The sequence below is a fragment of the Rubrivirga sp. S365 genome (assembly GCF_032248475.1).
Taxonomy (GTDB): domain Bacteria; phylum Bacteroidota; class Rhodothermia; order Rhodothermales; family Rubricoccaceae; genus Rubrivirga; species Rubrivirga litoralis.
In genome coordinates, this window is record NZ_JAVTTN010000001.1 from 2,500,280 (window position 1) to 2,525,918 (window position 25,639).

Consider the following 25,639-nt stretch of genomic DNA (forward strand, 5'->3'; position numbering starts at 1 on the left):
CGACGATGAGCGACAAGAAGCGAACGGGCGGCGACGCCTCGGTCCGCCGCCGACGGCAGGCGGCCCGCAAGGAGCGCGCGGGCGAGGCGGGATCGCCGGGCGGGGCGGCCGAGCGGCCCGCGCCCGAGGGGCCGGTCCGCCTCAACAAGTTCCTCGCGCGCGCCGGCGTCGCCTCGCGCCGCGAGGCCGACGCCGTCATCGCGGCCGGCCGCGTGACCGTGGGCGGGGCGGTCGTGACCGAGATGGGCGTCAAGGTGTCGCCGGGCGACCGCGTCGCCGTCGACGGCCGGCCCGTCGGCCCGTCGGACCTCGTCTACGTCCTGCTCAACAAGCCGACCGACACGATCACGACCGTCACCGACGACCGCGGCCGGCCGACGGTGATGGACCTGGTCTCGCTCCCCGAGGACCAGCAGTCGGCGCTGTTCCCGGTCGGCCGCCTCGACCGGCAGACGACGGGGGCGCTGCTGCTCACGACCGACGGCGAGCTGGCTCACCGGCTCATGCACCCCAGCTACGGCGCCGTCAAGCTCTACCGCGTCCGCCTCGACGCGCCGATCTCCGACGCCGACTTGGAAAAGCTCCGCCGCGGCGTCGACCTCGACGACGGCCCGGCGCGCGCCGACCACGCCACCTTCATCGGGCGGGGCGGGGCGGGGCGGTCCGAGATTGGGCTGCAGCTCCACGAGGGCCGCAACCGCCAGGTCCGCCGGATGGTCGAGGCGCTCGGCCGCCGCGTCGAGGCGCTCGACCGGGTCGGCTACGCCGGCCTCGACCTGGACGGCCTCCGCCGCGGCCGGTGGCGCCGTCTGGAGCCGCACGAGGTCGGCCGCCTCCGCCGTTCGGTCAAGCTCAAGCCTGTTGTGTTCGGGTGAGGGATGAGGAGGGACGGGACATGGAGGGATGAGCAGAGCCGCTCCGCTCACCACCCCGCCCTCCCCCCGCCTTCATCCCTCTATCCCTCCGTCCCACATCCCTCCCCCATGCAAAAAATCGCCTTCGAGGGCCTCACCTACGACGACGTCCTCCTGGTCCCGGCCCGGAGCGAGGTCATGCCGCGCGAGGTCGACACGTCGACGCGGCTGACGCGGAACCTGCGGCTCAACGTGCCGCTCGTGTCGGCGGCGATGGACACCGTCACTGAGTCCCGCTTCGCGATCGCGATCGCGCGCGAGGGCGGGGTGGGCGTGCTCCACAAGAACATGGCGGCCGAGCTCCAGGCCCGCGAGGTGCGCCGCGTGAAGCGGTCGGAGAGCGGGATGATCCTGGACCCCGTCGTCCTCCGGCCCGACGACACAGTCGGCGACGCCCGCGAGCGGATGGCCCGCTACTCCATCGGCGGCATCCCGGTCGTCGACGACGAGCGGCGGCTCGTGGGCATCGTGACGAACCGGGACCTCCGGTTCCAGCCCGACAACGACGTGCGGCTGAGCGCGGTCATGACGGTCGACGGCCTCGTGACGGCGCCCCAGGGCACGACGCTCGAGCAGGCCGAGGCGACGCTCCAGGAGCACAAGATCGAGAAGCTGCCCGTGACCGACGAGGCCGGGACGCTCCGCGGGCTCATCACGTTCAAGGACATCCAGAAAAAGAAGAAGCACCCCGACGCGGCCAAGGACGAGTTCGGCCGCCTCCTCGTCGGCGCCGCCGTCGGCGTGACGCCGGACACGCACGACCGCGTGGCGGCGCTCGTCGAGGCCGGCGTCGACTTCGTGGTCGTGGACACGGCCCACGGGCATTCGGAGGGCGTGCTCCGCATGGTCGAGCGCGTCAAGTCGGACCACGACGGGATCGACGTCGTCGCCGGGAACGTGGCCACGCCCGAGGGCACCGAGGACCTGATCCTGGCCGGCGCGGACGCCGTGAAGGTGGGGATCGGGCCGGGCTCGATCTGCACCACGCGCGTGGTCGCGGGCGTGGGCGTGCCGCAGTTCTCGGCCGTGCTGCGGTGCGCCGAGGCGGCCCAGCGCTACGACGTCCCCATCATCGCCGACGGCGGCGTCAAGCAGACCGGCGACATCCCCAAGGCGCTCGCGGCCGGGGCCGCGACGGTCATGATCGGGGGCCTGTTCGCGGGCGTCGAGGAGGCCCCGGGCGAGACGGTCCTCTACGAGGGCCGCCGCTACAAGAACTACCGCGGGATGGGCTCGCTCGGCGCCATGCAGGCCGGGTCCAAAGACCGCTACTTCCAGGACGCCGAGGACGACCTCAAAAAGCTGGTCCCCGAGGGCATCGAGGGCCGCGTGCCGTACAAGGGCACGCTGGGCGAGGTGACGTACCAGATGGTCGGCGGGCTCCGCGCGGCCATGGGCTACTGCGGCTGCCCGACGGTCGCCGACCTCCAGGAGCGGGCGCAGTTCGTCCGCATCACGTCGTCGGGGCTCCGCGAGAGCCACCCGCACGACGTAACGATCACGTCCGAGTCCCCCAACTACTCCACGCGCTCGTGACCGCCCCGCCCGACCCGTTCGCCACCCCGCCCGCCCCGCCCGATTTGGGACCGCCCGCCACCCCGCTCGCCGCAGGCGCAAACCGTGAGGGCGGGGCGGCGCCTCCGTCTGTGGGGGCGGGGCGGCTCGACCTCGTCCGCGCGCTGGCGGACGCCGCGGGCGCCGACGCCGCGCTCGTCACGCACGCCCCGGACCTCCGGTGGGCCGTCGGGTTCACGGGCTCGAACGGGCTCCTCGTGGTCACGGGCAAGGCGGCGCACTTCGTGACGGACGGCCGCTACCGCGCGCAGGCGGACGACGAGGTCGAGGGCGCCGACGTCCACGTGCCCGAGGGGCCGCTCGTGGACTACGTCGCTGAGGCCGGTCTCTTGGAGGGGGCGGGGCGGGTCGCCGTGCAGGCCGAGCACCTGACGGTCGCGGCGCTCGACGCGTACCGGGAGGCACTGCCCGCGGTCGAGTTCGTGCCGGTAAAGAACCTGCTCTCCGAGGCGGTCGCGGCCAAGGACGAGGCGGCGATTGCGGCGGTCGCGCGGGCGCAGGCGCTGACGTGCGAGGTGTTCGACGCCGTGCTCCCGTTCCTGGGGCCGGGCGTGGCCGAGCGCGACATCGCGGCCGAGATCGTCTACCAGCACCTGCGCCGCGGGGCGAGCGCCATGTCGTTCGAGCCCATCGTGGCGTCGGGTCCGCGCGGCGCCCTCCCGCACGCGCGGCCGTCGTCGCGGACGATCTCGCCGGGCGAGCTCGTGGTGATCGACATGGGCTGCGTGCTCGACGGCTACTGCTCGGACCTGACGCGGACGGTCGCGGTCGGCGGCGAGCCGCACGCGTCGGCGCGCGAGGCGTACGAGACGGTCGAGCGCGCGCAGCACGCGGCGATCGCGGCGGCGCGGGCGGGCATGACGGGCGGCGAGCTCGACGCCGTCGCCCGCGACGTGATCGAGGCGGACGGGCTAGGCGAGGCGTTCTCGCACAGCCTGGGCCACGGCGTCGGGATCGAGGTCCACGAGTGGCCGCGGCTGTCGCAGCAGGTCGAGCACCGCCTGCCGGCCGGGGCGACGGTCACGATCGAGCCGGGCGTCTACCTCCCGGACCGCTTCGGCATCCGCATCGAGGACCTCGTCGTGCTCCGCGAGGGCGGGGCGGACAACCTGACGCCGCTCCCGACAGACTTGCTGGTGGTGTGAGGGGAAGCCGCTCGTTGCATATTTCGTATGGCGTGTTTCGTGTCCTGAGGAGAGAGCACGCGATACGAAAGGCGCGACCGTCCAGAGCCAACCCGGCGGAGGCCCCGTGACGCTAGCCAGAAGTCGTTGGGCTCCGACCCTGAGCGAGTGACTACAGGACCCATGACGAGGACCAGACCTCCCCTCCGCCTCCTCTTCGTCCTCCCCGCGCCGGTCCGCATCCCGATGGGTGGGGCGGCCGTCGTGTACCGGCACGCGGCCGGCCTCGCGGCGCGGGGGCACGAGGTGACGGTGGCCGCGCCGCGGAGCGCGGGCGGGGCGGTCGGGCTCGCACGGCGCGGGGCGGTCTGGGCGCGCGACCGGCTCCACGGGGTCGCCAACGCGCCCTACCACGAGGCCGCCGGCGTGCGGACCGTCGAGCCGGCGTCGCCGGGCGCGCTCGACGTCCGCTCTCATGATGCCGTTATTGCAACGGGATGGCAAACCGCCCCCTGGGTCGCCGCCCTCACCACCCCGCCCCGCTCGCCGCCCCGCCGGCCCGCCCCGCCTGTCGCCTCCCCGCCCCGCCCAGCTTCCAGCGAAGTCGCCCCGCTCCGTCCCCCGTCTTCTCCAGAACCCGGCACGTGGGGCGGGGCGGGGGAGACGACCCGCGCCGAGGGCGGGGCGGTCGGCCTCTACTTTCTCCAGCACGACGAGCGCCACCTGAGCCCCCGCGCCGAGGCGACGTGGCATCTGGGGCTCTCGAACGTGGCCGTGGCGGGGTGGATCGCCGACGAGGTCCGCGCGCACGGGGCGCCGGTCGTGGGCGTCGTCCCCAACGCGGTCGACCCGGCCGACATCGGGCTCGACGTCCCGCTCGCGGAGCGCGCGCCGCGTGTCGTCGCCCTGTACCACCGGCTGCCGGTCAAGGGGCCGGACGTGCTGGTCGAGGCGCTCGGCGTGCTCCGCGACCTCGTGCCCGGCGTCGGCGCCGACGTCGTCTCCGCCCGCCCGCCCCGCCACCGCCTGCCGGAGTGGGTCGACCTCCACGTGCGCCCGCCCCGCCCCGCCCTCCGCGCGCTGTACAACCGGGCCGCCGTGTGCCTCCACACGTCGCGCGTCGAGGGGTGGGGGCTGGTCCCGATGGAGGCGGCCGCGTGCGGGTGCGCCGTCGTGGCGACCGACAGCCGCGGCGTCTCGGAGTTTTTGCGGGCGGGGCGGTCGATGCGGCAGGTCCCCGTCGGCGACGCGGCCGGGCTGGCCCGCGAGGCGGCCGACCTCCTGCGCCACACGTCCCGCCGCGTTGATATCGCGCGGGCTGGTGTCGAGGACGTCGCGCGCTTTTCGTGGGCGGACTCGACCGAACGCTTCGAGGCGATCCTCCGGGGTGCGGTCGGCCGATGAGCGTCTCCGTCGTCGTCCCGGTCTACAACGGCGGCGACCTGCTCGCCCGGACGGTCCCGGCCGTGCTCGCGCTGGGCGGGGTGGGGGAGTGGGTGTGGGTGGACGACGGCTCGACGGACGGCTCGGCCGCGACGATCAACCGTCTGGTCGCGGCGGAGCCTCGCGCCCGCCTCGTCCGTCAGGGGCGGAACACCGGCCGCGGCGCGGCCCGGAACCGGGGCGTGCGCGAGACGACGGGCGACGTGCTCGTCTTCCTCGACGCCGACGTGGTCCCGCCCCCAGACGCCGCGCGCCACCTGGCCGCCGCCGCGGACGGTGCCGCCTCGGTCGGGCGCGTCCGCCCCGCCCTCACCGACGCAGGCGACCCGTACCAGGTCTACCTCGCGCACGCGCGGCGCGGCCCGTCGCCGGAGCGGGCGGGGCGGTCGGTCCCGTGGCGGTTTTTGATCACCTGCGTGTGCGCCGTCCGCCGCCCTGCCCTCGTCGCGGCCGGCGGGTTCGACGAGAGTGTAGCCTACGGCGAGGACTTCGCGCTGGCCTGCGCGCTCGCCGCTCGCCACCCCGACGGCCTCCGCCTGGCGGACCTGGAGGTCGACCTGTTCGGCGTCGGCGGACTGGCCGAGGCGCTTGCGAACGCCCGGTCGTTCGGCGCGGCCCTCCCCGCCCTCGAGGCGCAGTGTCCCGGTGCGCTCGACCTCGCGGGCGTGGGCGGGGCGGCGCACTCCCGCCTGCTCCGCGCGCTCGCGCGCCGCCCCGCCCCGCTCGTGCTCCGGCGCGCGCTCCGGCGGCTCCCCGAGTCCGTGCAGGTCCGGGCGGTGCGCTACCTTCTCGGGCACGCCCTCCTGGCCGGTTTCCACGGTGCCCGAGATTCGACTCCCTGACCGTGCCGAGGCCGTCGCCCGCGCCGCGGAGTTTGTCGAGGCGGAGGCCGCACGGGCGGGGTGGCCGGTCGCCGACGTGACGCGGGCGGTGCTCGCGGTGAGCGAGGCGGTGGGCAACGCCGTGGAGCACGGTCCAGTGGGGGGGAGGATCCACGTGCGCTTCGCGTCAGCCCCCGAGGCCCTGACGCTGGAGGTGACCGACGGGGGCGACGGCCCCAACCCGTCGCTCTTGGACGCGGCCGCCCTCCCCGCCGACAAACTCGCGGAGGGAGGCCGGGGCCTCTACATCATGAAGACGGTCGCCAACGAGGTCCGTGTGGCCGAGGGCGCTGTGGTGCTCCGGTTCGTGCGGTCGGGGCGGGCGTGACGGCGCAGCGGTGGCTCCAGCTCGCGGGGGGCGCCGCGTGGTCGCTCGGCGTGCTGGTAACGGCGCGGCCGCCGTCGGCCGGGGCGGGGTGGCGGCTGGCGTTCGTGGCCTGCGCACTCGCCGGCGTGCTGTGGGCGGGGTGGACGCTGCGGACGTGGCGGCCGTCACCTTTTGCCGTTATTGCAATATCTTTTGCATTACGGGCAGCCGTATTCCCCCTCAACCCAGCGCTCTCCGACGACGGGTACCGCTACTTGTGGGACGGCATGGTGCAGGTGGGGGAGGGGACCTCGCCGTACCGCTTCCGCCCGTCGGACCCCGCCCTCGCGCACCACCACGAGGACGCGGCGTACCGGCGGATGAACTCGCCCGACTACTTCTCGGTGTACCCGCCGCTGTCGCAGGCCGTGTTCGCGGCCGCGGGCGCCGTGTATGGGGCGGGGTGGCGCGCGTCGTGGTGGGTGCTGAAGGCGCTCATCGTCGCGGCGGAGATGGTGGGCGTGGTGTGTTTGATCCGCGTGGTCGGGGCACGGGCGGCGGCGCTCTACGCGTGGCACCCGCTGGCGGTCATCGAGGTGGCGGGGCAGGGGCACACCGAGGGTTTGCTCGTCGGCGCGCTGGGCGTGCTGCTGTGGGACGTTGCGCGCCACCCCGCCCTGGCTGGGGCGGCCGTCGCGGCGGCGGGGTGGGTCAAACTGTACCCGTTCGCGCTCGGTGCGGTGGTCGTGCAGCGCGTCGGGTGGCGCGGGACGGTTTCCGCTCTGGCGGTAGCGGTGGTGCTCGCGCTGCCCTACACGAGCGCTGAGGCCGCCCGTCACGCTACCGAGTCGCTCCGGCTCTACATGGGCACGTTCGACTTCTACTCAGCCCCGTACCTCCTCCTCAAGGGAGCCCTTTATCACAGCACATCAGAGCCGGGCCTCGTCGCCGCCCGCCTCCTGGGGGTGGCTGGCGTCGTGTGGGCGGGGTGGGTGGTGGCGACACAAAACCGCAGCGTGACGCGAACCCGATGGGCAGTCGCCGCCCTCGTCATGGGGTTCACACTCACGTCAACCACGCTGCACCCGTGGCACCTGCTCCCAGGCTTGTTTGTTTTGCCGTTATTGCTGTCCAGAAAATCGTACCTGTGGCTGAGTGCAGTTACATCCGCTACCTACCTGGTCTACGTCTGGCCCCCAGCCTACACCTCCGCTGTCTGGGCGGGGTGGGGCGGGGCGGTCGTTCTCTTCTCCTTTGATCGTCTGGAGGCTCTGATGCGGTATCGTGCGTGGGGTAAGTGGAGGCGTCTTCGGCCGTACGTCCCGGTGCTCCGGCCGGGCGCCCGCGTGCTCGACCTTGGCGCCGGCGAGGGCTACGTCGGCGATGCGCTCGCGGCGGACCTCGGCGTCGCGGTCACGGCTGCCGACGTGGTCCACTTCGGGAGCGGCTCCCGCCGGGTGGACCTCTACGATGGGCAGACGCTCCCGTACGCGTCAGGCCAGTTCGACCTCACCGTTGTCGTGTTCGTCCTCCACCACAGCGCGGACCCGGCCGCCGTGCTCCGCGAAGCGGTCCGCGTAACGGGCGGGGTGGTCCTGGTGCTGGAGACCGTCTGGACGGCGCCCTGGCAGAAGGCGTGGTTGGAGCGGGCCGACCGCCTCGCCAACCGGCTCCGCTCGGGGGCAGCTATCGACGAAGAGCCGCTGGACATCCGATCGGATGCGGAATGGCGGTCCGTGCTCCGCGAGGAAGGGGTCGCAGTGCGCCGCACCCGGACGTTCGCAGGGCTTCATCCCCAGGCGCTCTACGTGCTCGACGGCCACGGGGCGGCGGCGTCTAGCACGTCCTGAACGGTGGCCGTTCGGGCGTCGAGCCACTGGGCCTCCTCGTAGCGCCGGAACCACGTGAGCTGGCGCTTCGCGTAGCGCCGCGAGTTGCGCTTGATGAGGCGGACCGCCTCGTCCCGGTCAATAGTCCCGTCGAGCAGGGCCAGGACCTCTCGGTAGCCGATCGTCGCGTCCAGAAGGGCTCGCGCGCTAGGGTTGTGTGAGAGGACGCGCTGGGTCTCCTCGATGAGCCCGTCGGTCAGCATCCGGTCGACACGCGCGTCGATCCTCGCGTACAACTCGGACCGCGGGCGGTCGAGGACGACGAGACGGTGCGGGAGGGGTGGGCGCTCCTGTTCTCGCCACAAGGCTGAGGGGGCACGTCCGGTCTCCCGGAGCAATCCCACGAGGCGCACGAGACGCTGACTCTTGGTGGGGTCCAGAGTCGCCGCGCTCTCGGGGTCGGCGCGGCGGAGTTCGTCGTAGAGGCCGCCCCGCCCCTCGGGCGTGCGGGCCTTGATTTGGAGGGTCTGGTCGAGCCCTTCACTGACAGTCGGGAGGTCGGCAATGCCTCGGACGACGGCGTGGATATACAGGGTCGAGCCTCCGATGACGAGGACGGGCGCCCCTCGGCTCTGTGTTTCTGTTATTGCTCGTCCACACCAACTCAAAAACCGTCCCGCCGAATACGGCTCGGGAGGTTCTAAGACGTCCACCAGATGGTGCCTTACCCGTTGCACGTCGACCGCCGTCGGCGAGGCTGTCCCCACGTCGAGGCCACGGTAGATCTGCCGGCTGTCGGCCGACACGATCTCGGCACCTACGTGCTCCGCCACGTCGAGCGCGAGCGTGGACTTCCCGACGGCCGTCGGGCCGGTCAGGACGAGAACCGGGGCGGGGACATCAGCCACGCTCCTGCGGGCGGGGTGGCGCGGGGTTACACCTTGGGCAGCGACGGGTCGACCTCGTCGCTCCAGGCGTGGATGCCGCCCTTGAGGTTGACGGCGTTCGGGAAGCCGTTGGCGCGGAGGTACTCGACGGCTTTGGCGGAGCGACCGCCCGAGCGGCAGTGCACGACGACGTCCTCGTTCTGGTGCTCGCGGATCTCGTCGATGCGGTCGGGGAGCTCGCCGAGGGGGATGAGCGCGCCGCCGATGTTTGCGCCCTCGTACTCGTCCGCCTCGCGGACGTCGAGGATGAACGGGCGGTCGCCCGCGTCGATGCGGGTTTTCAGGTCACGGACGGTGGTCTCAGGAACGGACGCCATCGGTTGGGTCGGGGTAAGGTGAGTGAGTGTCGGGTGATCACCGCAAACGGGGCAGGCCGGGTCCGGGTCCACGCGGAGCTCGCGGAACACCATATTCAGGGCGTCGACCAGGAGGAGGCGCCCGACGAGCGGGTCCCCGATGCCGAGCAACAGCTTGAGCGCCTCGGTCGCTTGAATCGTCCCCAAGAGGCCTGGAAGGACGCCGAGCACCCCGCCCTCGGCGCAGTTCGGGACGAGACCCGCTGGGGGCGGGGCGGGAAACAAGCAGCGGTAGCAGGGGCCGCCCGGCGCCCCGAACACCGACGCCTGCCCGTCAAACCGGCTGATCGAGGCGAACACGTTCGGCGTCCCCGTGAGGACCGACGCGTCGTTGACGAGGTAGCGCGTGGTGAAGGTGTCCGTGCCGTCGAGCACGAGGTCGTAGGCGCCGACGAGGTCTAGTGCGTTGCTGGCGTCGAGACGGGACGCGTGGCGGACGACCTCGACCTCGGGGTTCTGAGCCGTCAGTCGCTGCGCGATCACGTCGACCTTGGCCTCGCCGACGTCCTCGGGTGTGTAGAGGACCTGGCGGTGGAGGTTCGTCTCGTCGACGCGGTCGAAGTCGATGAGGCCGAGCCGGCCTACGCCGGCGGCAGCGAGGTAGGTGGCGGCCGGCGTGCCCAACCCGCCCGCGCCCACAATCAGAACCGAGGCGGCACCGAGGCGCTCTTGCCCCTTCAGACCGACCTCTGGCAAGAGGACCTGGCGGTGGTAGCGGGCAGACGTTTGGATCTCCACAGGACCGTTAGGACAGGTGCTTGAGAACGACACGCGCCGCGTTCCGTCCCGAGGCGCCCATGATTCCCCCGCCCGGGTGCGTGCTCGCGCCCGTCAGGAACAGGCCGTCCACCGGCCCCTTGTACTCGCTCATCCCGAGGGCGGGGCGGAGGGTGAACATCTGGTCCAGGCTCATCTCGAGGTGCATCACGTTACCGCGGAACAGGCCGAGCTCGCGCTCCAGCCACAGGGGGTGCTGGAACAGGCTGCCCACGACGGACGCCTTCGTGCCCGGCGCGTATACCTCGAACGTGTCGAGGATGGACTCGGCCACCTCGTCGCCGATGTCGTCCCAGGATCGGCCGCCGGAGAGCTCGTACGGGAAGTACTGCGCCCAGAGCCACAGGACCTCCCCGCCCGGCGGGGCGAGCGTGTCGTCGACGGCCGAGAAGCTCATGCCGACGATGGGCGGATCCTGGGCGGGGCGGCCCTTGAGGTAGTCGGCGTAGGCGTCGCTGATTTGCTGCCTGTTTTCACAGACAAGTTGGAGGCCGGTTCTCGATTCGAGTCCGGGTGCCGCCGCGTACTCCAGCGGCTTGTCGAGGGCCAGGCGGAGGATCGCTCCGAACCCGTTTCCCACCCGCATCTGGTCGGCCTGGGCGGGGCGGTCTGCGCGGGGCAGCAGGCGGTCGAGCGTCTCCAGGATGTGCGTGCCCGAAAGGACGCTGGTCGCGGTGTACACCTCGCCCTTTACTTCGACGCCCTGGACCGCCCCGCCCGAGACGACGACCCGGTCGACGGGGGCGCTCGTGAACACGTCGCCGCCGTGCGCCTCGATGTGCTGGCGGAGGGCCTTCGTGAGACCGCCCGAACCGCCGCGGGGGCGCGCCACCCCGCTCTCGTGGTAGAGCGGGTGCCAGAGGAGGAAGGGGGCGCTGAGGGGCTCGGTCGGCGGCGGACCGCTCTGCGCGGCCATCCACACGAGGGGCGTTTTGACCTTCTCGTGGGTAAAAAACTGGTCGACGACCTCGCCGTAGGGCCGGAGAATCGTGCCGAGGGCGTTCTGCCAGTCGATGGCGGCCGAGTCCCCGAAGGCGAACGTCTTGCCCAACTCGAACGGGCTGGGCGTGGAGAGAAACACGTCCTTGACCGTGCGCGAGAACGGCGCCCAGGTGTCCACGAATGCCTTGTACGCCTCGCCCTCGCCGGGAAACTGCCGCTCGAGCCCTTGGGCCGTCTGGTCCACGTCCCGGTAGATCGTGACGGAGGCGCCATCTTGGTACGGGGCGAAAAACAGCGGGTCGAGCTCCAGGTACTCCAGCCCGTAGCGTTCGAGCCCGAGCTCCTCGACGATCGGCGTGAGGCGGATCAGGATGTGGGCTGACCCACCCAGGTCAAACTGGTAGCCCGGGACGTGCTCGACAGTCGAGACCGCCCCGCCCACCACGTCGCGCCGCTCGAACACGCCGACGCGGTACCCGGCCTGGGCGACGTAGGCGGCCGAGATGAGCGCGTTGTGGCCGGCGCCGATGACGATGAGGTCGTAGTCCACGCGTCGCTAGGGGGTCAGGTCAATAAAGTCGGCCGCGCTGTTGGCGAGCCGGTCACGCTGGTGAACGTACCGCATGGTCGTCTCGACGTTCTTGTGCCGGGCGTGGATCTGGACTTGCTGAATAGACGCGCCGTTCTCAATCGCCATCGTGCAGCCTGTGTGGCGAAGAGTATGTGCGCCTACCGTTCCTGATATGCCTGCGTCCTTTGCCGCTCGATTGACGATCATGTAAACCGATGTCGTCGAGAGGCGCTGCCCGCGGGAGCGGTTCCGGCTCAAGGATCTCCAGATTGCTCCCGAGCGATACCCGTACGTGTCTTTGAGTGATTCAATTGACTCGACAACATGCTCGGGAATCTTGACCGTCTGGTTCGCCCCGCCCTTGGCACGGGGCAGACGCAGCACCCAGTACGGTCTCGCGCGGACGATGTGCTCGAAGTCCATTGCCGCCGCCTCTGAGCGGCGAAGGACGCAGTGCAGAAGCGTGGACACCAGAGCGTGGTTCCGAGGTCCCGTCTCGGTGTCGAGGTCGATCCCAGACAGCAGGCGGACGGATTCGTCCTTTGTCAGGACCGTCAGCACCCGGTCTTGGGGACGGTCCGGCGTCACCCGGCGCACGAGTTGGCGGTCGGCCGGGTTCAGCGACAAGAGCCCAAGGGCCACGAGCCAACTGAAAAAGCCGCGGACCGCTGCGAGCCGGCGGCGGATCGTCGCTGGGCTGAGTCCGTCGGCTTCCAGGCGTGCCACGAACTCGTTCACGTGCGTAAACGAGACGGTGCGCGCCATCTGGAGCGTGACCGTCCCGGTCCCGAAGAAGTGCTCCAGGTCGAGCCCATAGGCCCGCCGCGTGTTGTCGCGGTCGAACCGAAGCAGGTAGAGCGGGACGAGGTCGGACTGCTCCGAGAATGCGGCGCCGAGCGGGCGGGCGGGGTGGTCGCCTGACGGGTGGGCGGGGAGGTTCATGGTATGCGTGCGATAAGGACTGTTATCGTAAGTATAGCCTCGTATGAGCCGCCCCGCTCCGCAAAACGACGTCCGGGCGGGGCGGTCTCAGGCCACCCCGCCCGGACAGATGCCGAGCCTGTTGTCGGCTACTGGTTCTCTGCGTTCTCGCCGAGGTCCACGTTACGGTCGATCGCGTCGCCGGCGTCTTGGGCCGCGTCCTCGATGTTGTCGCCCACTTCGCGCGCGCCTTCCTCGACCTCGTTCCCGATGACTTCGGCGTCGGTCTGGATCTCGTCGACGGCCGCCTCGTCTACGCCGAGCTCTGTATCGTAGTCGACGTCGCCGTCAGATTCTACCTCGCGCTGAGTCTCGGTTTCGCAGCCGGTGAAGGTCAAAGGGGCTCCGATGAGGAGCGCTGCCGCAAAGGCAGAGGTCAAGTAGATTCTCATGGGTGTTGGGGTAGATGGGCAGGCGGATTCGTCGATCCGGCGGCCATAGATACAGCCGGCTATACGCGCGGCGTGCGGATATTCAGTGCCTTTGATGAACCGTGTGGGTGGTGTTATTCCATACACCAATAACGGACTCAAATCGCTGCCGGGACTATTCCGAGGGCATCAGCGCCCCGCCCGTGTGGAACCCTACCGCGGCGGCTGGGTCCTGCCGGAGATGCTCGCCTCCAAGCCGCACAGTCGTAGAGGTCATGCAGCGTCATGGCATACCGGCACAACCTTGCAGGCGCTCACCACCCCGCCCTCGCCGCTGGGCGGGGTGGCTTAGTACATGGGCAGCAGGCCGCCCCAACCCGACGAGCGGTGGCGTCCCGAGCGGCACCGTTTCTCATCTCACACCTTATGTATCTCCGTCCTCTCGCCGTCGTCGGCGCCCTCTACGCCGTCTCTGAGCGCGGGCTCGCCGCCGACGTGCTGGCCGCGCGGGCGGTCGGCGCCGCCCCGCTCCCCGTCTGTACCTCCATCGTCGTTGCGTCCGACGGTATGGTTACCGACGTCACCGACGTTCCCGTCGACACGGTTCAGGCTCAGCTCGAACATCTCCAAGCGACGGGAGCCGTCGAAGGGATTAAGGTCGGAATCCTGGGTGGACCCAAAACGGTCGAGGCCGTGTGTGACGCTGTCGTCGCACTAGGGGTGCCCTCCGTCCTGGACCTCGTCGCGTCGGGACCGAATGGTGAGACTGTGCTTTCGGCACGAGGCATCGACGCCGTCGCGGACCGGCTCGGGGTTGCTACGCTCGTAACGGTGTCGAAGGCCGACGCCGAACTCGTCACGGGAGGCCAGATCGAGTCGCTTGACGACGCTCAAGTTGCCGCACAGCGGCTGCACAACCGGGGCGCTCAGCGGGTCGTCATTCGCTGCGGGTCTCTCCCCTACCGGTTCTACGACGCGGCCGACGACCCTGGGACACCGGGGGGAGACGGCGCGCCCGTCCCGCTCGCGTTCGACCTGTACTACGACGGCGACGACTTCGCGCTGTACGAGGCTTCTCTGATTGATGGATCGGCGGCGGATGGGATGTCAAGTATATTTGCAATAACGGCCTTAAATGAAATGGTCCAGGGCTCGCCCGTCGAGGAAGCCCTGCAGGCCGCCAAGCGTGCCTCGACCGAAGCCGCGCGTCACCCCTTCGACGTGCCGGGGCGGACGTCACGGATCAACCCCTGGTGGGCCAGCGGCGGGAACGCGTCGCCCGCTCCCAGCACGGGCGCGGAAAACCGGACCTAGCTTCCACCCCGCCCCCGCGAACGCTTCTTGGGATCCACCCCGCCCCGATTCATGGCCGGAACCCCGCCCACGCCCCGCACGCGCCCCACGATCTACGACGTTGCCAGCGAAGCGAAGGTGGCGATCTCGACCGTCTCCCGCGTCCTCAACGGCTCGAACGAGGTCTCCGACGCCACACGCGACCGGGTCCAGGCGGCGATCCAGAAGCTCCAGTTTCGACCGCAGCGGACGGCGCGAGCCCTCGCCCAGCAGTCGGTGACCTCGCTCGCCGTCGCTTTGCCGTCGGCGACATCGGCGTTCTACGTCGAGATCCTGAAGGGCGTCAAGGACGCCATGCGCGAGCGCGAGATGGACCTGCTCCTGTGCAACCTGGGCTCGGGCCACCCGGGGGCGACGCTCCAGCGGTTCCTCCATCGGGGCGCCGTCGACGGGCTCTTGCTCGTGTCGCTCCCCGTCGACGAGGCGCTCGCGGTGCAGCTTCGGGGGATGCAGGCGCCGGTCGTCCTCCTGGGCAGCCAGTCCGACGAGTTCGACGCGTACTGGTGGGACGACGAGGCCGGCGCACGGACGGCGACGGAGCACCTGATCGAGCTCGGGCACCGCCGGATCGCGCTCGTCACCGCCCACGCGTGGGGGTACAGCGCGCGCCCCCGGCTGGCCGGGTACCGGGGCGCGCTCGAGGCGGCCGGGATCGACTACGACCCTGACCTCGTCGCTGCCGGCGACACGACCAAACACGCGGGGTATTCCGAGGAGGCCGGAGCCGAAGCGATGGCCAAGCTCATGGGCGGCCCCACCCCGCCGACGGCCATCTTCGCCGCCTCCGACGTGCAGGCATACGGGGCCTGGGCGTGGGCGCGCGACAACGGCCTCCGCGTGCCCCGCGACGTCTCCATCGTGGGCTACGACGACCTCAAGCTGAGCCGCTACCTCGACCTCTCGACCGTCAGCCAGGAAATGCAGCGGGCCGGGCTCCGTGTGGCCGAGCAACTCCTCTCGCGGCTCGACGGGAGCCAAGACGACTGCGTCGGGGTCGAGCTCCCCGCCCGGCTCATCGCCCGCGGGTCGTCGGGTCCCGCCCGCGCGTGATGACCGCCCCGCTCCCCCCCGCCCTCGCCCGGACGGACCTCGGCCTGGGGACCCGCTACGAGGGCAAGGTCCGCGACACGTACGACGCCGGCGACGGGCGCCTCGTGCTCGTCACGACCGACCGGATCTCGGCGTTCGACCACGTGCTCCGCCAGGCCATCCCGCTCAAGGGTCAGGTCCTGAACAGCGTGGCCGCCTACTTTTTCGAGCGGACGGCCGACGTCGCGCCCAACCACGTCCTGGCGGTGCCCGACCCCAACGTGACCGTCGGCGTCCGGTGCGACGCGCTCCCCGTCGAGTTCGTCGTCCGCGGCTACCTCGCCGGCCACGCGTGGCGCGTCTACCGAGAAGGCGGCCGCGAGCTGTGCGGCGAGCCGCTCCCCGACGGGCTCCGCGAGGGCGACCGCCTGCCCCGCCCGATCCTCACGCCGGCGACCAAGGCCGTCCAGGGCCACGACGAAGACGTCTCGCGCCTCGAGATCGTCGCGCGCGGACTCGTCGACGCCGACACGCTGGGGCGCGCGGCCGACCTCGCCTTTGCCGTCTTCGACCGGGGCACCCAGATCGCGGCCGAGCGCGGGCTGATCCTGGTCGACACGAAGTACGAGTTCGGGCGGGCGCCCGATGGCCGGCTCCTCCTCATCGACGAGGTCCACACGCCGGACTCGTCGCGCTACTACTACGCCGACACGTACGAGGAGCGGCTGCGGGCGGGGCGGCCGCAGCGGCAGCTCTCGAAAGAGTTCGTGCGCGAGTGGCTGATGGAGCACGGGTTCCGCGGGCTCGACGGGCAAACGCTCCCCGACCTCCCGCCGGAGTTCGTGCGCGACGTGAGCGCGCGCTACGTCGAGCTGTACGAGACGGTCACGGGACAGGCGTTCGAACCGGACCTGAGCCCAGACCCGGAAGGCCGCATCCGCGCCGCGCTGGGCGGGGTGGCCGGCGCAGGGTGATCCAGAGCCGAGAGCAACGCAGATAGACCACCGAGCCGGGCGCCACCCCGCCCCCACGACACGTCCGCACCAGAACGGGCGGGGTGGGGAGCGAGAACGGTGGTGTTCAGGGTCGCGTGCCATGTGCCGAAACCAAGAGGCATGTGGCACGTACCTTCCGCTCGCCTCCCGCGCGCTCCCATGAGAACGACCGCCCCGCCCGACCTCGACACCGTCCCCTTCGACGCCCTGGACGGGTCGCGCCTGCTCGGCCTCGACGGAGTCGACGGGCCGGTCCGTCTAGCCCGCGCGGTCCGCGCTGGCCTTCCCGCCCGCGCGTTCGACGCGCTCCGCGAGGCGCTCGCGCTCCCAGCGCCCGCGCTCGCCGAGGCGCTGGGGATCGCCCCCCGAACGCTCGCACGTCGCCGGGCGGCGGGGCGGCTGGCGACGGACGAGTCGGACCGCCTGCTCCGCGCGGCGCGCCTCGCCGAGATGGCCGCGGTCGCCCTCGGCGACGACCGGGCCGGGGCCGAGTGGATGACCGAGCCCCACGCGCTCTTCGGCGGCGAACCCCCGCTCCGCCACGCCGACACGGCGCCCGGCGCCCGCGCGGTCGAGGACGCGCTCTACGCGGTCGAGTTCACGGCCGCCGCGTAGTGGCCCGACGTCCCAGCGGAGACCTCCGCGCGTGGCGGCTCACGAAGGCGAAGTACGCCGGCTCCGCCCTCTCGGGCATCGGCTCGGCCCTGCGGGCGGGGCGGTGGCACGCGCGCGGGCGGCCCGTCGTCTACGCGGCCTCGTCGGCCTCGCTCGCGCTCCTCGAAACGCTCGTCCACGTCGACCGGACCGAGCTGCTCCGGGCGGCCTACGTCGCCGTCCCCCTGGACGTCCCCGCCGGCTTGGTGGAGCGCGTCGACCTCGACGACCTCCCCGCCGACTGGCAGGCGTGGCCGCACCCGCCGTCGACGCAGGCGCTGGGGACGGCGTGGTTCGACGGGCAGCGCTCGGCCGCGCTCGTCGTTCCGTCCGTCGTCGTGCCGCGGGAGTGGAACGTGCTCCTCAACCCCACGCACCCCGACTTCCGGCAGATCGGGGCCGGCGACCCCGAGCCGTTTCCGGTCGACCCGCGGCTGAGCCGGCCGTGAGGGCGGGGCGGGACCTACGCGCCTCCCCACTCAGCCCACCCCGCTCGATGCGTAGGACGCGTAGAGGGCGGGGCGGCGGTCGTCGTCACGGTGGTTGTACGCGTTGAGCTGGCGGTCGCGGGCGTCGTGCGGGTCGACCTCGGCCGTGAGCACGGCGTCGCCCACGCGCGGGGCCTCGGCGAGCACCTCGGCGCGCGGCGAGCAGATCCGGCTGCGGCCGATAAACGTGAGCGTCTCGCGGCCGTTCGACTCCGACCCCGTGCGGTTGGCGGTCGCCGTGAACACGCCGTTTTCGAGGGCGCGGATGGGCATGGCTTCCGGGCAGTGCGGGAGGACGAGGTTCGACGGGTGCGCGACCACGTCCGCCCCGCCCGCCGCGAGGGCTCGGGCGGACTCCGGGAAGAACCAGTCGAAGCAGACCATGACGCCCAGCCGGTAGGGCCGCCCCGCCCGATCCGCGACGGTCCACACGGGGAAGCCGGTGTCGCCGGGGCGGAAGTGCTGCGTCTCCTCGTAGTAGAGGTGCGTCTTGCGGTACGTCCCCAGCCAGCCGCGCGGCGCCACCACGACGGCGCTGTTGTAGTGAGCGGGGCGGCGAGAGCTCCCCGCCCGTTCGGCGAGGCCGGCAACGAACGTGGCGCCGGTCTCGCGCGCCCACGCTTCGAGGCGGCGCACCGTCCGGCCGTCGGGGACCGGCTCGGCGAGCGCGTGGGCCTGCTCCGTGGAGTCGAAAAAGTAGCCGGTCGCGAACAGCTCGGGGAGCACGACGAGGTCGGCCTCCGCCCCGCCCTGCTCGTGCAGGAGCGACTCGGCGTGGGCGAGGTTGGCCTCCACCCCGCCCTTTTCGACGTCGAACTGAATGACAGCTAGTTTCACTGCAATAACGGATTAATCGAGCGCGCCTGCCTGGAGCGCCGTGATCGCCGCCACGTTCGCGATGTCCTCCCAGTCCGACCCCCGCGACAGGTCGTTGGCCGGGAGGCGGAGCCCCTGCAGGACCGGCCCGAACGCCTCCGCCCCGCCCACGCGCTGCGTGATCTTGTAGCCGATGTTGCCGGCGTTGAGGCTGGGGAACACGAACACATTAGCCTGGCCGGCGACGGCGCTTCCCGGCGCCTTCCGCTCCCCCACCGCCGCGTCGAAGGCGGCGTCGAACTGGAGCTCGCCGTCGATGGCCGCGTCCGGCCGCTTCTGCTGCGCCGTCTCGGTCGCCTGGCGCACGCGGTCGACGAGGTCGTGCTCGGCCGAGCCCTTGGTCGAGAACGACAGGAAGGCCACGCGCGGCTCCTCGCCCGTCAGGAAGCGGTGGTTCTGGGCCGCGTCGAGGCCGATCGAGGCCAGCTCGTCGGGCGACGGGTACGGGTTCACGCCGCAGTCGGCGTACGTCAGCGGGCGGCCGTCGGGGAGCACCATGAGGAAGAACGACGACACGAGCGCCGAGCCCTCCGCCACGCCCAGCACGTGGATCGCCGCGCGGACCACGTCGGGCGACGGGTGCGCCGCGCCGGCTACGCATCCGTCGGCGTCGCCGGCGTCGACCATGAGGTCGCCCCAGTACAACACGTCGTGCACGGCCTCGCGCGCCTGCTCGTACGTCATCCCCCGGTGCTTCCGCTTCTGGAACAGGGCCTGCGCGTAGTCCTGGGCGCGCGGGCTCGTCGCCGGGTCCACGACCGAGATCGACGGCGGCAGCGGGGTCCCCTGCCGCTCGGCCTCAGCGCGGACCTCGGCCTCGGGACCAACGAGGGCGGGGCGGACCACGCCGCGCTCGGCGAGCCACAGCGCGGCCTGGATCGTGCGCGGGTCGGTCCCCTCGGGGAGCGCGATCTTTTTGTTCAGCGCGCGCGCGCGGTCGTGGAGGTCGGTGATAGAGAACATGATACTAGATTTTGCAATAACGGACAAACGCCCATGAGGTGATCGCGGGCAAAGCGGCGCTCCACCCCGCCCGAGCAACGACGTGCGTGTCGTGGGGCCATGCGGTCTCGGCACGCGAGACACCGCAGACGCGTCGCGGCCTCGAACGTGACCGCCCCGCTCGGGAGGCCTACCTCCACCCCGCCCGACACAAGCGCCGCGGGCGGGGTGGAGAAAGCGCGTCCCCGCTGGGCGGGGCGGAGCTTAGGCGGCGTCCGCCTGGAGCGCGCCCAGGACGGCGTCGAAGTCGGGCTGGTTGCCCGCGTTGTCGAGCACCTCGGCGTAGCGGATCGTGCCGTCCTCGCCGACGACGAAGGCCGCCCGCTTCGAGATGCGGTCGAGGCCCATCGGCGTAAAGTCGTTGTCGTACTTGGCCCCGTAGGCCGCCGAGACCGTGCCCTCGTGGTCGGAGAGGAGCGGGAACGGCAGCCCGTTCACGTTCTTGAACTCGGCGAGCGCGAACGGCGAGTCGGTCGAGATCCCGACGACGGTCGCGCCGAGGTCGCGGTAGCGGTCGTAGTCGTTGCCGACCGTGTTGAGCTCGGTCGTGCACACGCTCGTAAAGGCGCCGGGGAAAAACAGGACGACGACGGGGCCGTCGGCGAGGGCGTCTTGGAGCGAGAACGGCTCGGTGGCGTCGTCGTAGAGCTGGATGTCGGGGGCGCGGTCGCCGGTCTTCAGGGCCATGGGGGCAAGGGTGGTGAGGGGCGGGGTGGACGCATGGGGCGGGGCGGGGTTCTGGGGCGGGGCGGCCGTGGGCCGCTCACTCCACCGAGGGGGGCGAGGCCGGACCTCTCTCTGTGGCGCCTCCTGTGGGCTCTTTCCCTCTGTTGTACAGCCACGGCCGCGCCCAGCGCGTCGCGAGCGGCATCACGGGATAGGTGAGGACGCACGAGAGCACGACGACCGTCACGGCCAGCGCCAGCGGGGCGGGAAAGCGGCCGAGGAGCCGGCCGAGGGTCGCGTTCGCGATCAGCAGGAGCGGGTAGACGCAGGCCGCGCTGAGCACGGCCCGCTTCCAGAACGGCGCGCGTGCGCCCGGCGGGGCGAGGTCGAACCACAGCTCGCGGCCCGTCCCCTGCTGGACCACGCGGTGCGCCCCGGCGATCTCGCCGAGCGTCTGGCGGAGGTCGGCGAGCGCGTCCGACGCGAGCCACGCGTCGCGCGCCGCGGACCCGTCGAACCGCGTGAGGACGGTGTACAGGATATCGTCTCCTTCGGAGTGACGGACCACGTCGACCGACTGGAAGCCGGGACGGTCGGCCACGACGCGGTGGAACGTGGCGAGCCACGACTCGTAGCGCTCGCGCTCCCACCGGGGAACGCGCTGCACAACGGCGACGGCGGCGGGGCCGACCTCCGCGACCGCGCCCGCCTCGGCGTCGAGGCGGGCGGGCGGCGGACTAGGCACGCTCCACGACAGAGAGCTCCTGGATGACGGTCTTGTACTCGACAAAGTCCTCCATCGCGGCCACGCCGTTGAGGCGGCCGAGCCCGCTCTGCTTGTAGCCGCCCTCGGCGCTCTCGTCGTAGATGACGGCCCAGTTGTTGATCCAGACCGTCCCGGCGTCGATGCGCCGCGCGAGCCGGAGCGGGCGGTCGACGTCCGTCGACCATACGGCGGCCGCGAGCCCGTAGATGGAGTCGTTGGCGAGCGCGATGGCCTCGTCCTCCGAATCGTACGCCTGCATCGTCAAGACCGGCCCGAACGTCTCTTCCTGGACGATGTCCATTTTGGGATCGGCCACCTCCAGGAGCGTCGGCCGGTAGAAGGCGCCCTTCGAGAGCGGCCCCTCCGTGATCGGTCCGCCGCGCGTCACCACCGTCGCGCCTTCGGCGATCGCCTTCTCGACGATCTCGTCGACGCGGTCGACGTTGGGCCGGTCGATGAGCGGTCCCATGTCGCTCTCTGGATCGGCGGCCGGCCCGGCCTTGACGGCCGCGAGCATCTCGCCGAGCCGGTCGCGGACCTCGTCGTAAACGGGGCGCTCGACGAGAAGCCGGCTCCCGGTCATGCAGAACTGGCCCGCGAACGTGGTCAGCGACTTCACGATGACCGGGAGCGCCCCGTCAAGGTCGGCGTCGGCGGCGACGACGTGGGGCGTTTTCCCACCGAGCTCCAGGCCGAAGCGCTTGATCATCGGGGCGCCCGCTTCGAGGATGGCCGCGCCCGTGGCGGTGCTCCCGGTAAAGCTGATCGTCGGCACATCGGGCGAGGCGACGAGCGCCTTCGACCCGTCCGGCCCGGACTCGTGGAACACGTTGAGCACGCCCGCCGGTAGGCTCTCGACGCTCGCGAAGACGCGGTACATCGCTGCGTTCGTCTGCGCCGTCTGGCCCGGCAGCTTGCCCGCGACGGTCGTCCCGGCCGCGAGCGCAGGCGCGAGCGAGCGGATAAACAGGATGATGGGCGAGTTCCACGGCGCGATCACTCCGGCCACGCCCATCGGCTCCCGGTAGACGGTCGTGTACTTGCCGGCCGCGACCTGGACGGCCCGGCCGCCCTCGGCGAGCGCCAGCGCCGCGTAGAAGCGGAGCTTGGACGGCGCCATGGTGACCTCGAACCGCGCCTCGTCCTTCACCTTCCCGTTCTCGAGCGACAAGATCTCGACGAGCTCGTCGGTAGCCGCCTCGAAGCGGTCCGCCATCTCGTTGAGCGCTTGAGCGCGGAGTTGGCGGTTGGTGGACCAGTCGGTCTCGGTGAAGGCGCGCTTGGCGGCGGCGGTGCAGGCTTGCGCCTCGGCTTCGCCGCCGTCGGCGTACGTGCCGATCACGTCGTAGGTGGCCGGGTCGATGCTGTCGGTGTGGGTCTCGGAGTCGACCCACTCGCCACCGATCCAGTGGCGAGCGTGGGTGTCGGAGGATGACATGAGAGCGTAGGCTGTGGTAAGGAGGTAGGGTCGAAGTGCCGCGACGGAGCAGGACGTCAGACGGCGCGGGCTCAGGTGCCGACGTGGGGCGTGTCCAGGACGGGAAGGCCGGCCTCGATCTGCTCCCGCTGCGCTTCCAGCCACGGCGGAAGAACGAGCGTCTCGCCGAGGTGCTCGGGGTCCTCGTCGCGAGCGAAGCCGGGGCCATCGGTCGCGAGCTCGAAGAGCACCCCGCCCGGCTCGTGGAAGTAGACGGACCGGAACCAGAAGCGGTTGATGGGCGGGGACGGGCGCAGGCCGACCCGCTCGATGTAGCTCCGGAGCACGTCTTCCTGGTCGTCGTCGTGCATCCGCCAGGCGACGTGGTGGACGCCCCCGGCACCACCCCGCCCGGGTGCGGCGTCGGCGACCACCTTCACGTCGGCGTACGTGCCCGAGCCGCCGCCCGGCGCCGCATAGCGGTGCCAGTCGCCGTCCTCGCCGACCTTCTCCATCCCCATCACCGCCGTCAGGAGCGTCTCGGTGGGCTCCGTCCCACGCTCCCAGATCCGCACGGCGTGCAGGCCGCGCACCTGGTGCTCGGCCGGAACCGGGCTCTGCCCCCACGGCACGAACGGGCGCTCGTCGTCGGTCTCGACGAGCGCCAGCCGCAAGCCGTGCGGGTCCTCGAACGGGAGCGCCCGCTCGCCAAACCGCGTCTCGACCTCGCCCGTCGTCACGCCGTGCTCGCCCAGCCGCTCCTGCCAGAAGTCCAGGCTGCCGGTGGGCACGGCGAGCGGGACCTCGACGACCTGGCCCGGGCCGGCGCTCGCGCGGCTGGCGGTCGGGATGGGGAAGAAGGTGAGGTCGGTGCCGGGCGTGCCCACGGCGTCGGCGTAGAAGAGGTGGTAGACGTCCGGGGCGTCCTGGTTGATGCTCTTCTTGACCAGGCGCATCCCCATCGTGCCGGTGTAGAAGTCCACGTTTTCCTGAGCGTCTCCGGCGATGACGGTGACGTGGTGGAGGCCGTGGGTGGCAGGCTTGTGTGCGTGGGGTTCCATGGGTTCGTATGGCTGAGTTACGTGGGTTACGTCCTCTGGACCTGCAGATGGACGCGTCGACGACGGTGAGAGTGTGCAGGACCCTGTCAGTCGAACCGGCAGGGCGTCGTGGCGTCGCGCTCCGAGTCGAACTGAACGATCATCAGGACGGCGAGCCGCATTCGGGGAGCGCGTGCGGTCGTGTCTACGGGGTCGGGACGGCGACGTCGGGCAGGCCCTCGCGCACCGCCTGTTCGTCGTCCACGCCCGGCGGCAGGCGGAGCTCGCGGCCGAGTGCGCCGGCGGGCTCGTCCAGGTCGAAGCCGGGGCCGTCCGTGGCGACCTCGAACAGCACGCCGCCGGTCCGCTCGCGGTCGCGGAAGTAGATCGACCGGAAGTAGGAGCGGTCCCTCGTCTCCGTCACCTTCACGCCCTCGGCCGCTAGGCGGTCGTGGAGCGCGTCGCGCTCGGCGTCCGTCCGCGCTCGGAAGGCGACGTGGTGGACCGTGCCCAGACCGTTCTTCGCCTCCGGCGCCGAGGCGTCCTCGACGAGCTCGACCATCTGCCCCGGGCCGCCGCCCTCGGCCTGGGCGAGATGGCCCGTCTCGGTCTGCGTCACCTCCATCCCAAAGCTGTCGGCCAGGAACGCAGCGACCGGCGCGGCCTGGCGGACGCGGAGCTGCACGCCCAGCACGCCGCGGAGCGCCACCTCGGCGTCCAGGCCCGGCGCGCCGGCGCGGTCGTCCTCGCCGAACGCGACCGCCAGCGGCAGGCCGGACGGGTCACTGATCCGAAGCGCCGGGCGTCCCATCACCTCGGCGGACTCGGTGGCGACGCCACGCTCGGCGAACCGCTGCTCCCAAAACGTCTGCGATCCGACCGGTGCCGAGAACGCCACCAGGCTCGTGATTCCAACCCCGTCCTGGCCCTGGCGCACGTCGCGGCGGCCGTAGGGGAACGTCGTCATGACGCTGCCAGGCGTGCCGGCGGCGTCAGCGTAGTAGAAGTGGTAGACGTCGTGGTCGTCGAAGTTGACGGTCTGCTTGATGAGCGAGAGGCCGAGCGTGCCGGCGAAAAAGTCGAGGTCCTCCTGGTCGCCGTCTGTCGTGGCGGTGACGTGGTGGAGGCCGGGCGTGCGGAAGGACATGGCAGAGAACGGAGGGTGAGCGGTAGGGGCGGGGCGGGGACGGGCAGTAGAGGCCGGGCGGGGTGGGGACGTAGGGGCCGCGTGGTCGCGCGGGCCGTCAGGCCGGAGGGGCCGACTCGCGCTCCAGCCCCGCCTGGTCCCAGTCTGCTAGGTCGGCGGCGGCCTCGTACGTGCTCTGCAGGAACGCCAGGAGCACCGCCTCCGGGTCGTCCGCCGTCCGCACCGCCTCGTACGGCAGCACGAACTCGCCCAGGTCGTCGTGGAAGTACGCCGCCCCGCCCAGGCCCGCGCCCGCCCAGAAGCCGGCGCTCGAGAGCTCGCGCGAGTACGCCTCCTCCATCACCCAGTCGGCGCAGTTGGGGACGCCGCCGGGGTGCGTCGGCGCCTCGCGGCCGGAGAACCGCGTGACGGCGAGGTCGAAGGCGCCCCAGAAGAAGTGGACCGGGCTCACCTTGCCCAGGAAGCGGGCGCGGAAGTCGGTGAACACGCGGTGGGCCTGGACGAGCACGCGCCAGTGGCGCTGCGCCGCGTCGGCGTCGTAGGCCGCGTGCTCCGTGTCGTCGGGCGGATGTGCGACGGTGATCATGCAGGAAGAACGGCACGGGTGCCTTGTCAGCCGTGGTCGATGCTCCCAAAATCGTGTTCGCCCGTTCGGTTTAGTCGCAGAGCGGGTCTCGGCGCCGACCTAAGGCGTCCATGTTGCCCTCCCCTCTTTCTGCCTCCGTATGCCCGACGTCTTCCGCCTCACCCGCATCGTCTCCACCGCCGCCGGCGGCACCCGGTTCGTCACGGCCGACGTGCCCCTGACCGACCAGGGCGTCATCGGCCGGATGAGCGACGCCGCCGACGCCGGGACGGCCCAGTTCCGCGAGACCGACGACGACTACGACTGGGATTACCACCCCGCCCCGGCCCGTCAACTGATCCTGCTGCTCGACGGCGAGATTGAGATCGCCTGCACCGAGCGCGACGCCGACGGCCAGCCGGTCGGGTCGCCTGACGTACGGAGGTTCGGGCCAGGCGAAGTCCTGCTGGTGGAGGACGTCGACGGCCACGGCCACAAGACGCGGCAGCTGTCGGCGGGTCCGCGCCGGTCCGTGTTCGTCACGCTCGCGGCCGGCGCGCTCGCGGCCGGCGCGCTCGCGGCCGAAGCCTAACAGCCAGCAGAGCGATGCTGAACGCCGACGG

At 71.6% G+C, this 25,639-nt stretch carries 25 protein-coding genes and 1 pseudogene; 13 read left to right on the forward strand and 13 right to left on the reverse strand.

Features of this window, described 5'->3' with window-relative positions:
• Positions 1-5 precede the first annotated feature (5 nt).
• From RQM47_RS10885 to RQM47_RS10915, 7 genes are all read left to right on the forward strand, one after another.
• A complete protein-coding gene (locus RQM47_RS10885) occupies positions 6-875 on the forward strand; it encodes a pseudouridine synthase (protein ID WP_311664794.1) in 870 nt (289 codons plus the stop codon).
• A 108-nt stretch (positions 876-983) separates the two neighbouring features.
• Positions 984-2,450: an IMP dehydrogenase gene (gene guaB / locus RQM47_RS10890; protein ID WP_311664792.1), complete on the forward strand. Its 1,467-nt coding sequence runs from the start codon at positions 984-986 to the stop codon at positions 2,448-2,450.
• The gene (locus RQM47_RS10895) at positions 2,447-3,634 is read left to right on the forward strand and encodes an aminopeptidase P family protein (protein WP_314008956.1); all 1,188 of its coding nucleotides are present in this window, start codon (positions 2,447-2,449) and stop codon (positions 3,632-3,634) included. The genes guaB and RQM47_RS10895 overlap by 4 nt, the downstream gene beginning before the upstream one ends.
• 162 nt (positions 3,635-3,796) lie before the next feature.
• Complete coding sequence (locus RQM47_RS10900) at positions 3,797-5,017, forward strand: glycosyltransferase family 4 protein (RefSeq protein WP_314008958.1); 1,221 nt, start codon at positions 3,797-3,799, stop codon at positions 5,015-5,017.
• On the forward strand, positions 5,014-5,898 hold the full coding sequence (locus tag RQM47_RS10905) for a glycosyltransferase family 2 protein (RefSeq protein ID WP_311664786.1): 885 nt from the start codon (positions 5,014-5,016) through the stop codon (positions 5,896-5,898). The genes RQM47_RS10900 and RQM47_RS10905 overlap by 4 nt, the downstream gene beginning before the upstream one ends.
• Positions 5,876-6,265, forward strand: a complete 390-nt coding sequence (locus RQM47_RS10910; RefSeq protein ID WP_314008960.1) for an ATP-binding protein — start codon at positions 5,876-5,878, stop codon at positions 6,263-6,265. Before RQM47_RS10905 ends, RQM47_RS10910 begins: the two co-directional genes overlap by 23 nt.
• Positions 6,262-8,094, forward strand: coding sequence for a class I SAM-dependent methyltransferase (locus RQM47_RS10915; protein ID WP_311664782.1), 1,833 nt, complete (start codon positions 6,262-6,264; stop codon positions 8,092-8,094). Before RQM47_RS10910 ends, RQM47_RS10915 begins: the two co-directional genes overlap by 4 nt.
• Here RQM47_RS10915 and miaA read toward each other — a convergent pair.
• From miaA to RQM47_RS10940, 5 genes are all read right to left on the reverse strand, one after another.
• On the reverse strand, positions 8,049-8,981 hold the full coding sequence (gene miaA / locus RQM47_RS10920) for a tRNA (adenosine(37)-N6)-dimethylallyltransferase MiaA (protein WP_314008962.1): 933 nt from the start codon (positions 8,979-8,981) through the stop codon (positions 8,049-8,051). The two genes, RQM47_RS10915 and miaA, sit on opposite strands and share 46 nt — an antisense overlap.
• Positions 8,982-9,007: 26 nt before the next feature.
• The gene (moeB, locus tag RQM47_RS10925) at positions 9,008-10,114 is read right to left on the reverse strand and encodes a molybdopterin-synthase adenylyltransferase MoeB (RefSeq protein ID WP_314008964.1); all 1,107 of its coding nucleotides are present in this window, start codon (positions 10,112-10,114) and stop codon (positions 9,008-9,010) included.
• A 7-nt stretch (positions 10,115-10,121) separates the two neighbouring features.
• A complete protein-coding gene (locus RQM47_RS10930) occupies positions 10,122-11,645 on the reverse strand; it encodes an NAD(P)/FAD-dependent oxidoreductase (protein WP_314008966.1) in 1,524 nt (507 codons plus the stop codon).
• Positions 11,646-11,651: 6 nt separating this feature from the next.
• Entirely contained in the window at positions 11,652-12,608 is a 957-nt protein-coding gene (locus tag RQM47_RS10935) for a tyrosine-type recombinase/integrase (protein WP_311664774.1), read from the reverse strand.
• A gap of 128 nt (positions 12,609-12,736) precedes the next feature.
• Positions 12,737-13,039, reverse strand: a complete 303-nt coding sequence (locus RQM47_RS10940) for a hypothetical protein (RefSeq protein WP_311664772.1) — start codon at positions 13,037-13,039, stop codon at positions 12,737-12,739.
• A 405-nt stretch (positions 13,040-13,444) separates the two neighbouring features.
• On the opposite strand from RQM47_RS10940, the gene RQM47_RS10945 reads away from it, so the two are divergent.
• From RQM47_RS10945 to RQM47_RS10965, 5 genes are all read left to right on the forward strand, one after another.
• The gene (locus RQM47_RS10945; protein WP_311664770.1) at positions 13,445-14,332 is read left to right on the forward strand and encodes a bifunctional hydroxymethylpyrimidine kinase/phosphomethylpyrimidine kinase; all 888 of its coding nucleotides are present in this window, start codon (positions 13,445-13,447) and stop codon (positions 14,330-14,332) included.
• Between the two features lie 51 nt (positions 14,333-14,383).
• Positions 14,384-15,421, forward strand: coding sequence for a LacI family DNA-binding transcriptional regulator (locus RQM47_RS10950; protein ID WP_311664768.1), 1,038 nt, complete (start codon positions 14,384-14,386; stop codon positions 15,419-15,421).
• Entirely contained in the window at positions 15,421-16,374 is a 954-nt protein-coding gene (locus RQM47_RS10955; protein ID WP_311664766.1) for a phosphoribosylaminoimidazolesuccinocarboxamide synthase, read from the forward strand. The genes RQM47_RS10950 and RQM47_RS10955 overlap by 1 nt, the downstream gene beginning before the upstream one ends.
• Positions 16,375-16,554: 180 nt before the next feature.
• Positions 16,555-17,010, forward strand: a complete 456-nt coding sequence (locus RQM47_RS10960; RefSeq protein ID WP_311664764.1) for an antitoxin Xre-like helix-turn-helix domain-containing protein — start codon at positions 16,555-16,557, stop codon at positions 17,008-17,010.
• Complete coding sequence (locus RQM47_RS10965; protein ID WP_311664762.1) at positions 17,010-17,498, forward strand: RES family NAD+ phosphorylase; 489 nt, start codon at positions 17,010-17,012, stop codon at positions 17,496-17,498. Before RQM47_RS10960 ends, RQM47_RS10965 begins: the two co-directional genes overlap by 1 nt.
• Positions 17,499-17,528: 30 nt before the next feature.
• On the opposite strand, the gene RQM47_RS10970 is transcribed toward RQM47_RS10965, so the two are convergent.
• The 8 genes and pseudogenes from RQM47_RS10970 to RQM47_RS11005 form a co-directional block, all read right to left on the reverse strand.
• Entirely contained in the window at positions 17,529-18,374 is an 846-nt protein-coding gene (locus RQM47_RS10970; protein WP_311664761.1) for a nitrilase-related carbon-nitrogen hydrolase, read from the reverse strand.
• A gap of 12 nt (positions 18,375-18,386) precedes the next feature.
• Positions 18,387-19,376 (reverse strand): phosphate acetyltransferase, encoded by a 990-nt coding sequence (gene pta / locus RQM47_RS10975; protein ID WP_311664759.1) that lies wholly within the window; start codon positions 19,374-19,376, stop codon positions 18,387-18,389.
• A gap of 243 nt (positions 19,377-19,619) precedes the next feature.
• Positions 19,620-20,102, reverse strand: coding sequence for a redoxin domain-containing protein (locus tag RQM47_RS10980; RefSeq protein WP_311664757.1), 483 nt, complete (start codon positions 20,100-20,102; stop codon positions 19,620-19,622).
• 76 nt (positions 20,103-20,178) lie between these two features.
• Positions 20,179-20,826: an antibiotic biosynthesis monooxygenase gene (locus RQM47_RS10985; RefSeq protein ID WP_311664755.1), complete on the reverse strand. Its 648-nt coding sequence runs from the start codon at positions 20,824-20,826 to the stop codon at positions 20,179-20,181.
• Positions 20,819-22,285 carry an aldehyde dehydrogenase family protein gene (locus RQM47_RS10990; protein ID WP_311664753.1) on the reverse strand — a complete coding sequence of 489 codons (1,467 nt, stop codon included), beginning with the start codon at positions 22,283-22,285 and terminating at the stop codon, positions 20,819-20,821. Before RQM47_RS10990 ends, RQM47_RS10985 begins: the two co-directional genes overlap by 8 nt.
• A 71-nt stretch (positions 22,286-22,356) precedes the next feature.
• On the reverse strand, positions 22,357-23,325 hold the full coding sequence (locus RQM47_RS10995; RefSeq protein WP_311664751.1) for a ring-cleaving dioxygenase: 969 nt from the start codon (positions 23,323-23,325) through the stop codon (positions 22,357-22,359).
• 184 nt (positions 23,326-23,509) lie between these two features.
• Positions 23,510-24,451 (reverse strand): VOC family protein, encoded by a 942-nt coding sequence (locus RQM47_RS11000; protein WP_311664749.1) that lies wholly within the window; start codon positions 24,449-24,451, stop codon positions 23,510-23,512.
• Between the two features lie 97 nt (positions 24,452-24,548).
• Positions 24,549-25,010 (reverse strand): annotated as a pseudogene (locus RQM47_RS11005) (DUF5996 family protein); the annotation flags it as partial.
• Between the two features lie 166 nt (positions 25,011-25,176).
• On the opposite strand from RQM47_RS11005, the gene RQM47_RS11010 reads away from it, so the two are divergent.
• The gene (locus tag RQM47_RS11010) at positions 25,177-25,608 is read left to right on the forward strand and encodes a hypothetical protein (RefSeq protein WP_314008969.1); all 432 of its coding nucleotides are present in this window, start codon (positions 25,177-25,179) and stop codon (positions 25,606-25,608) included.
• Positions 25,609-25,639 lie beyond the last annotated feature (31 nt).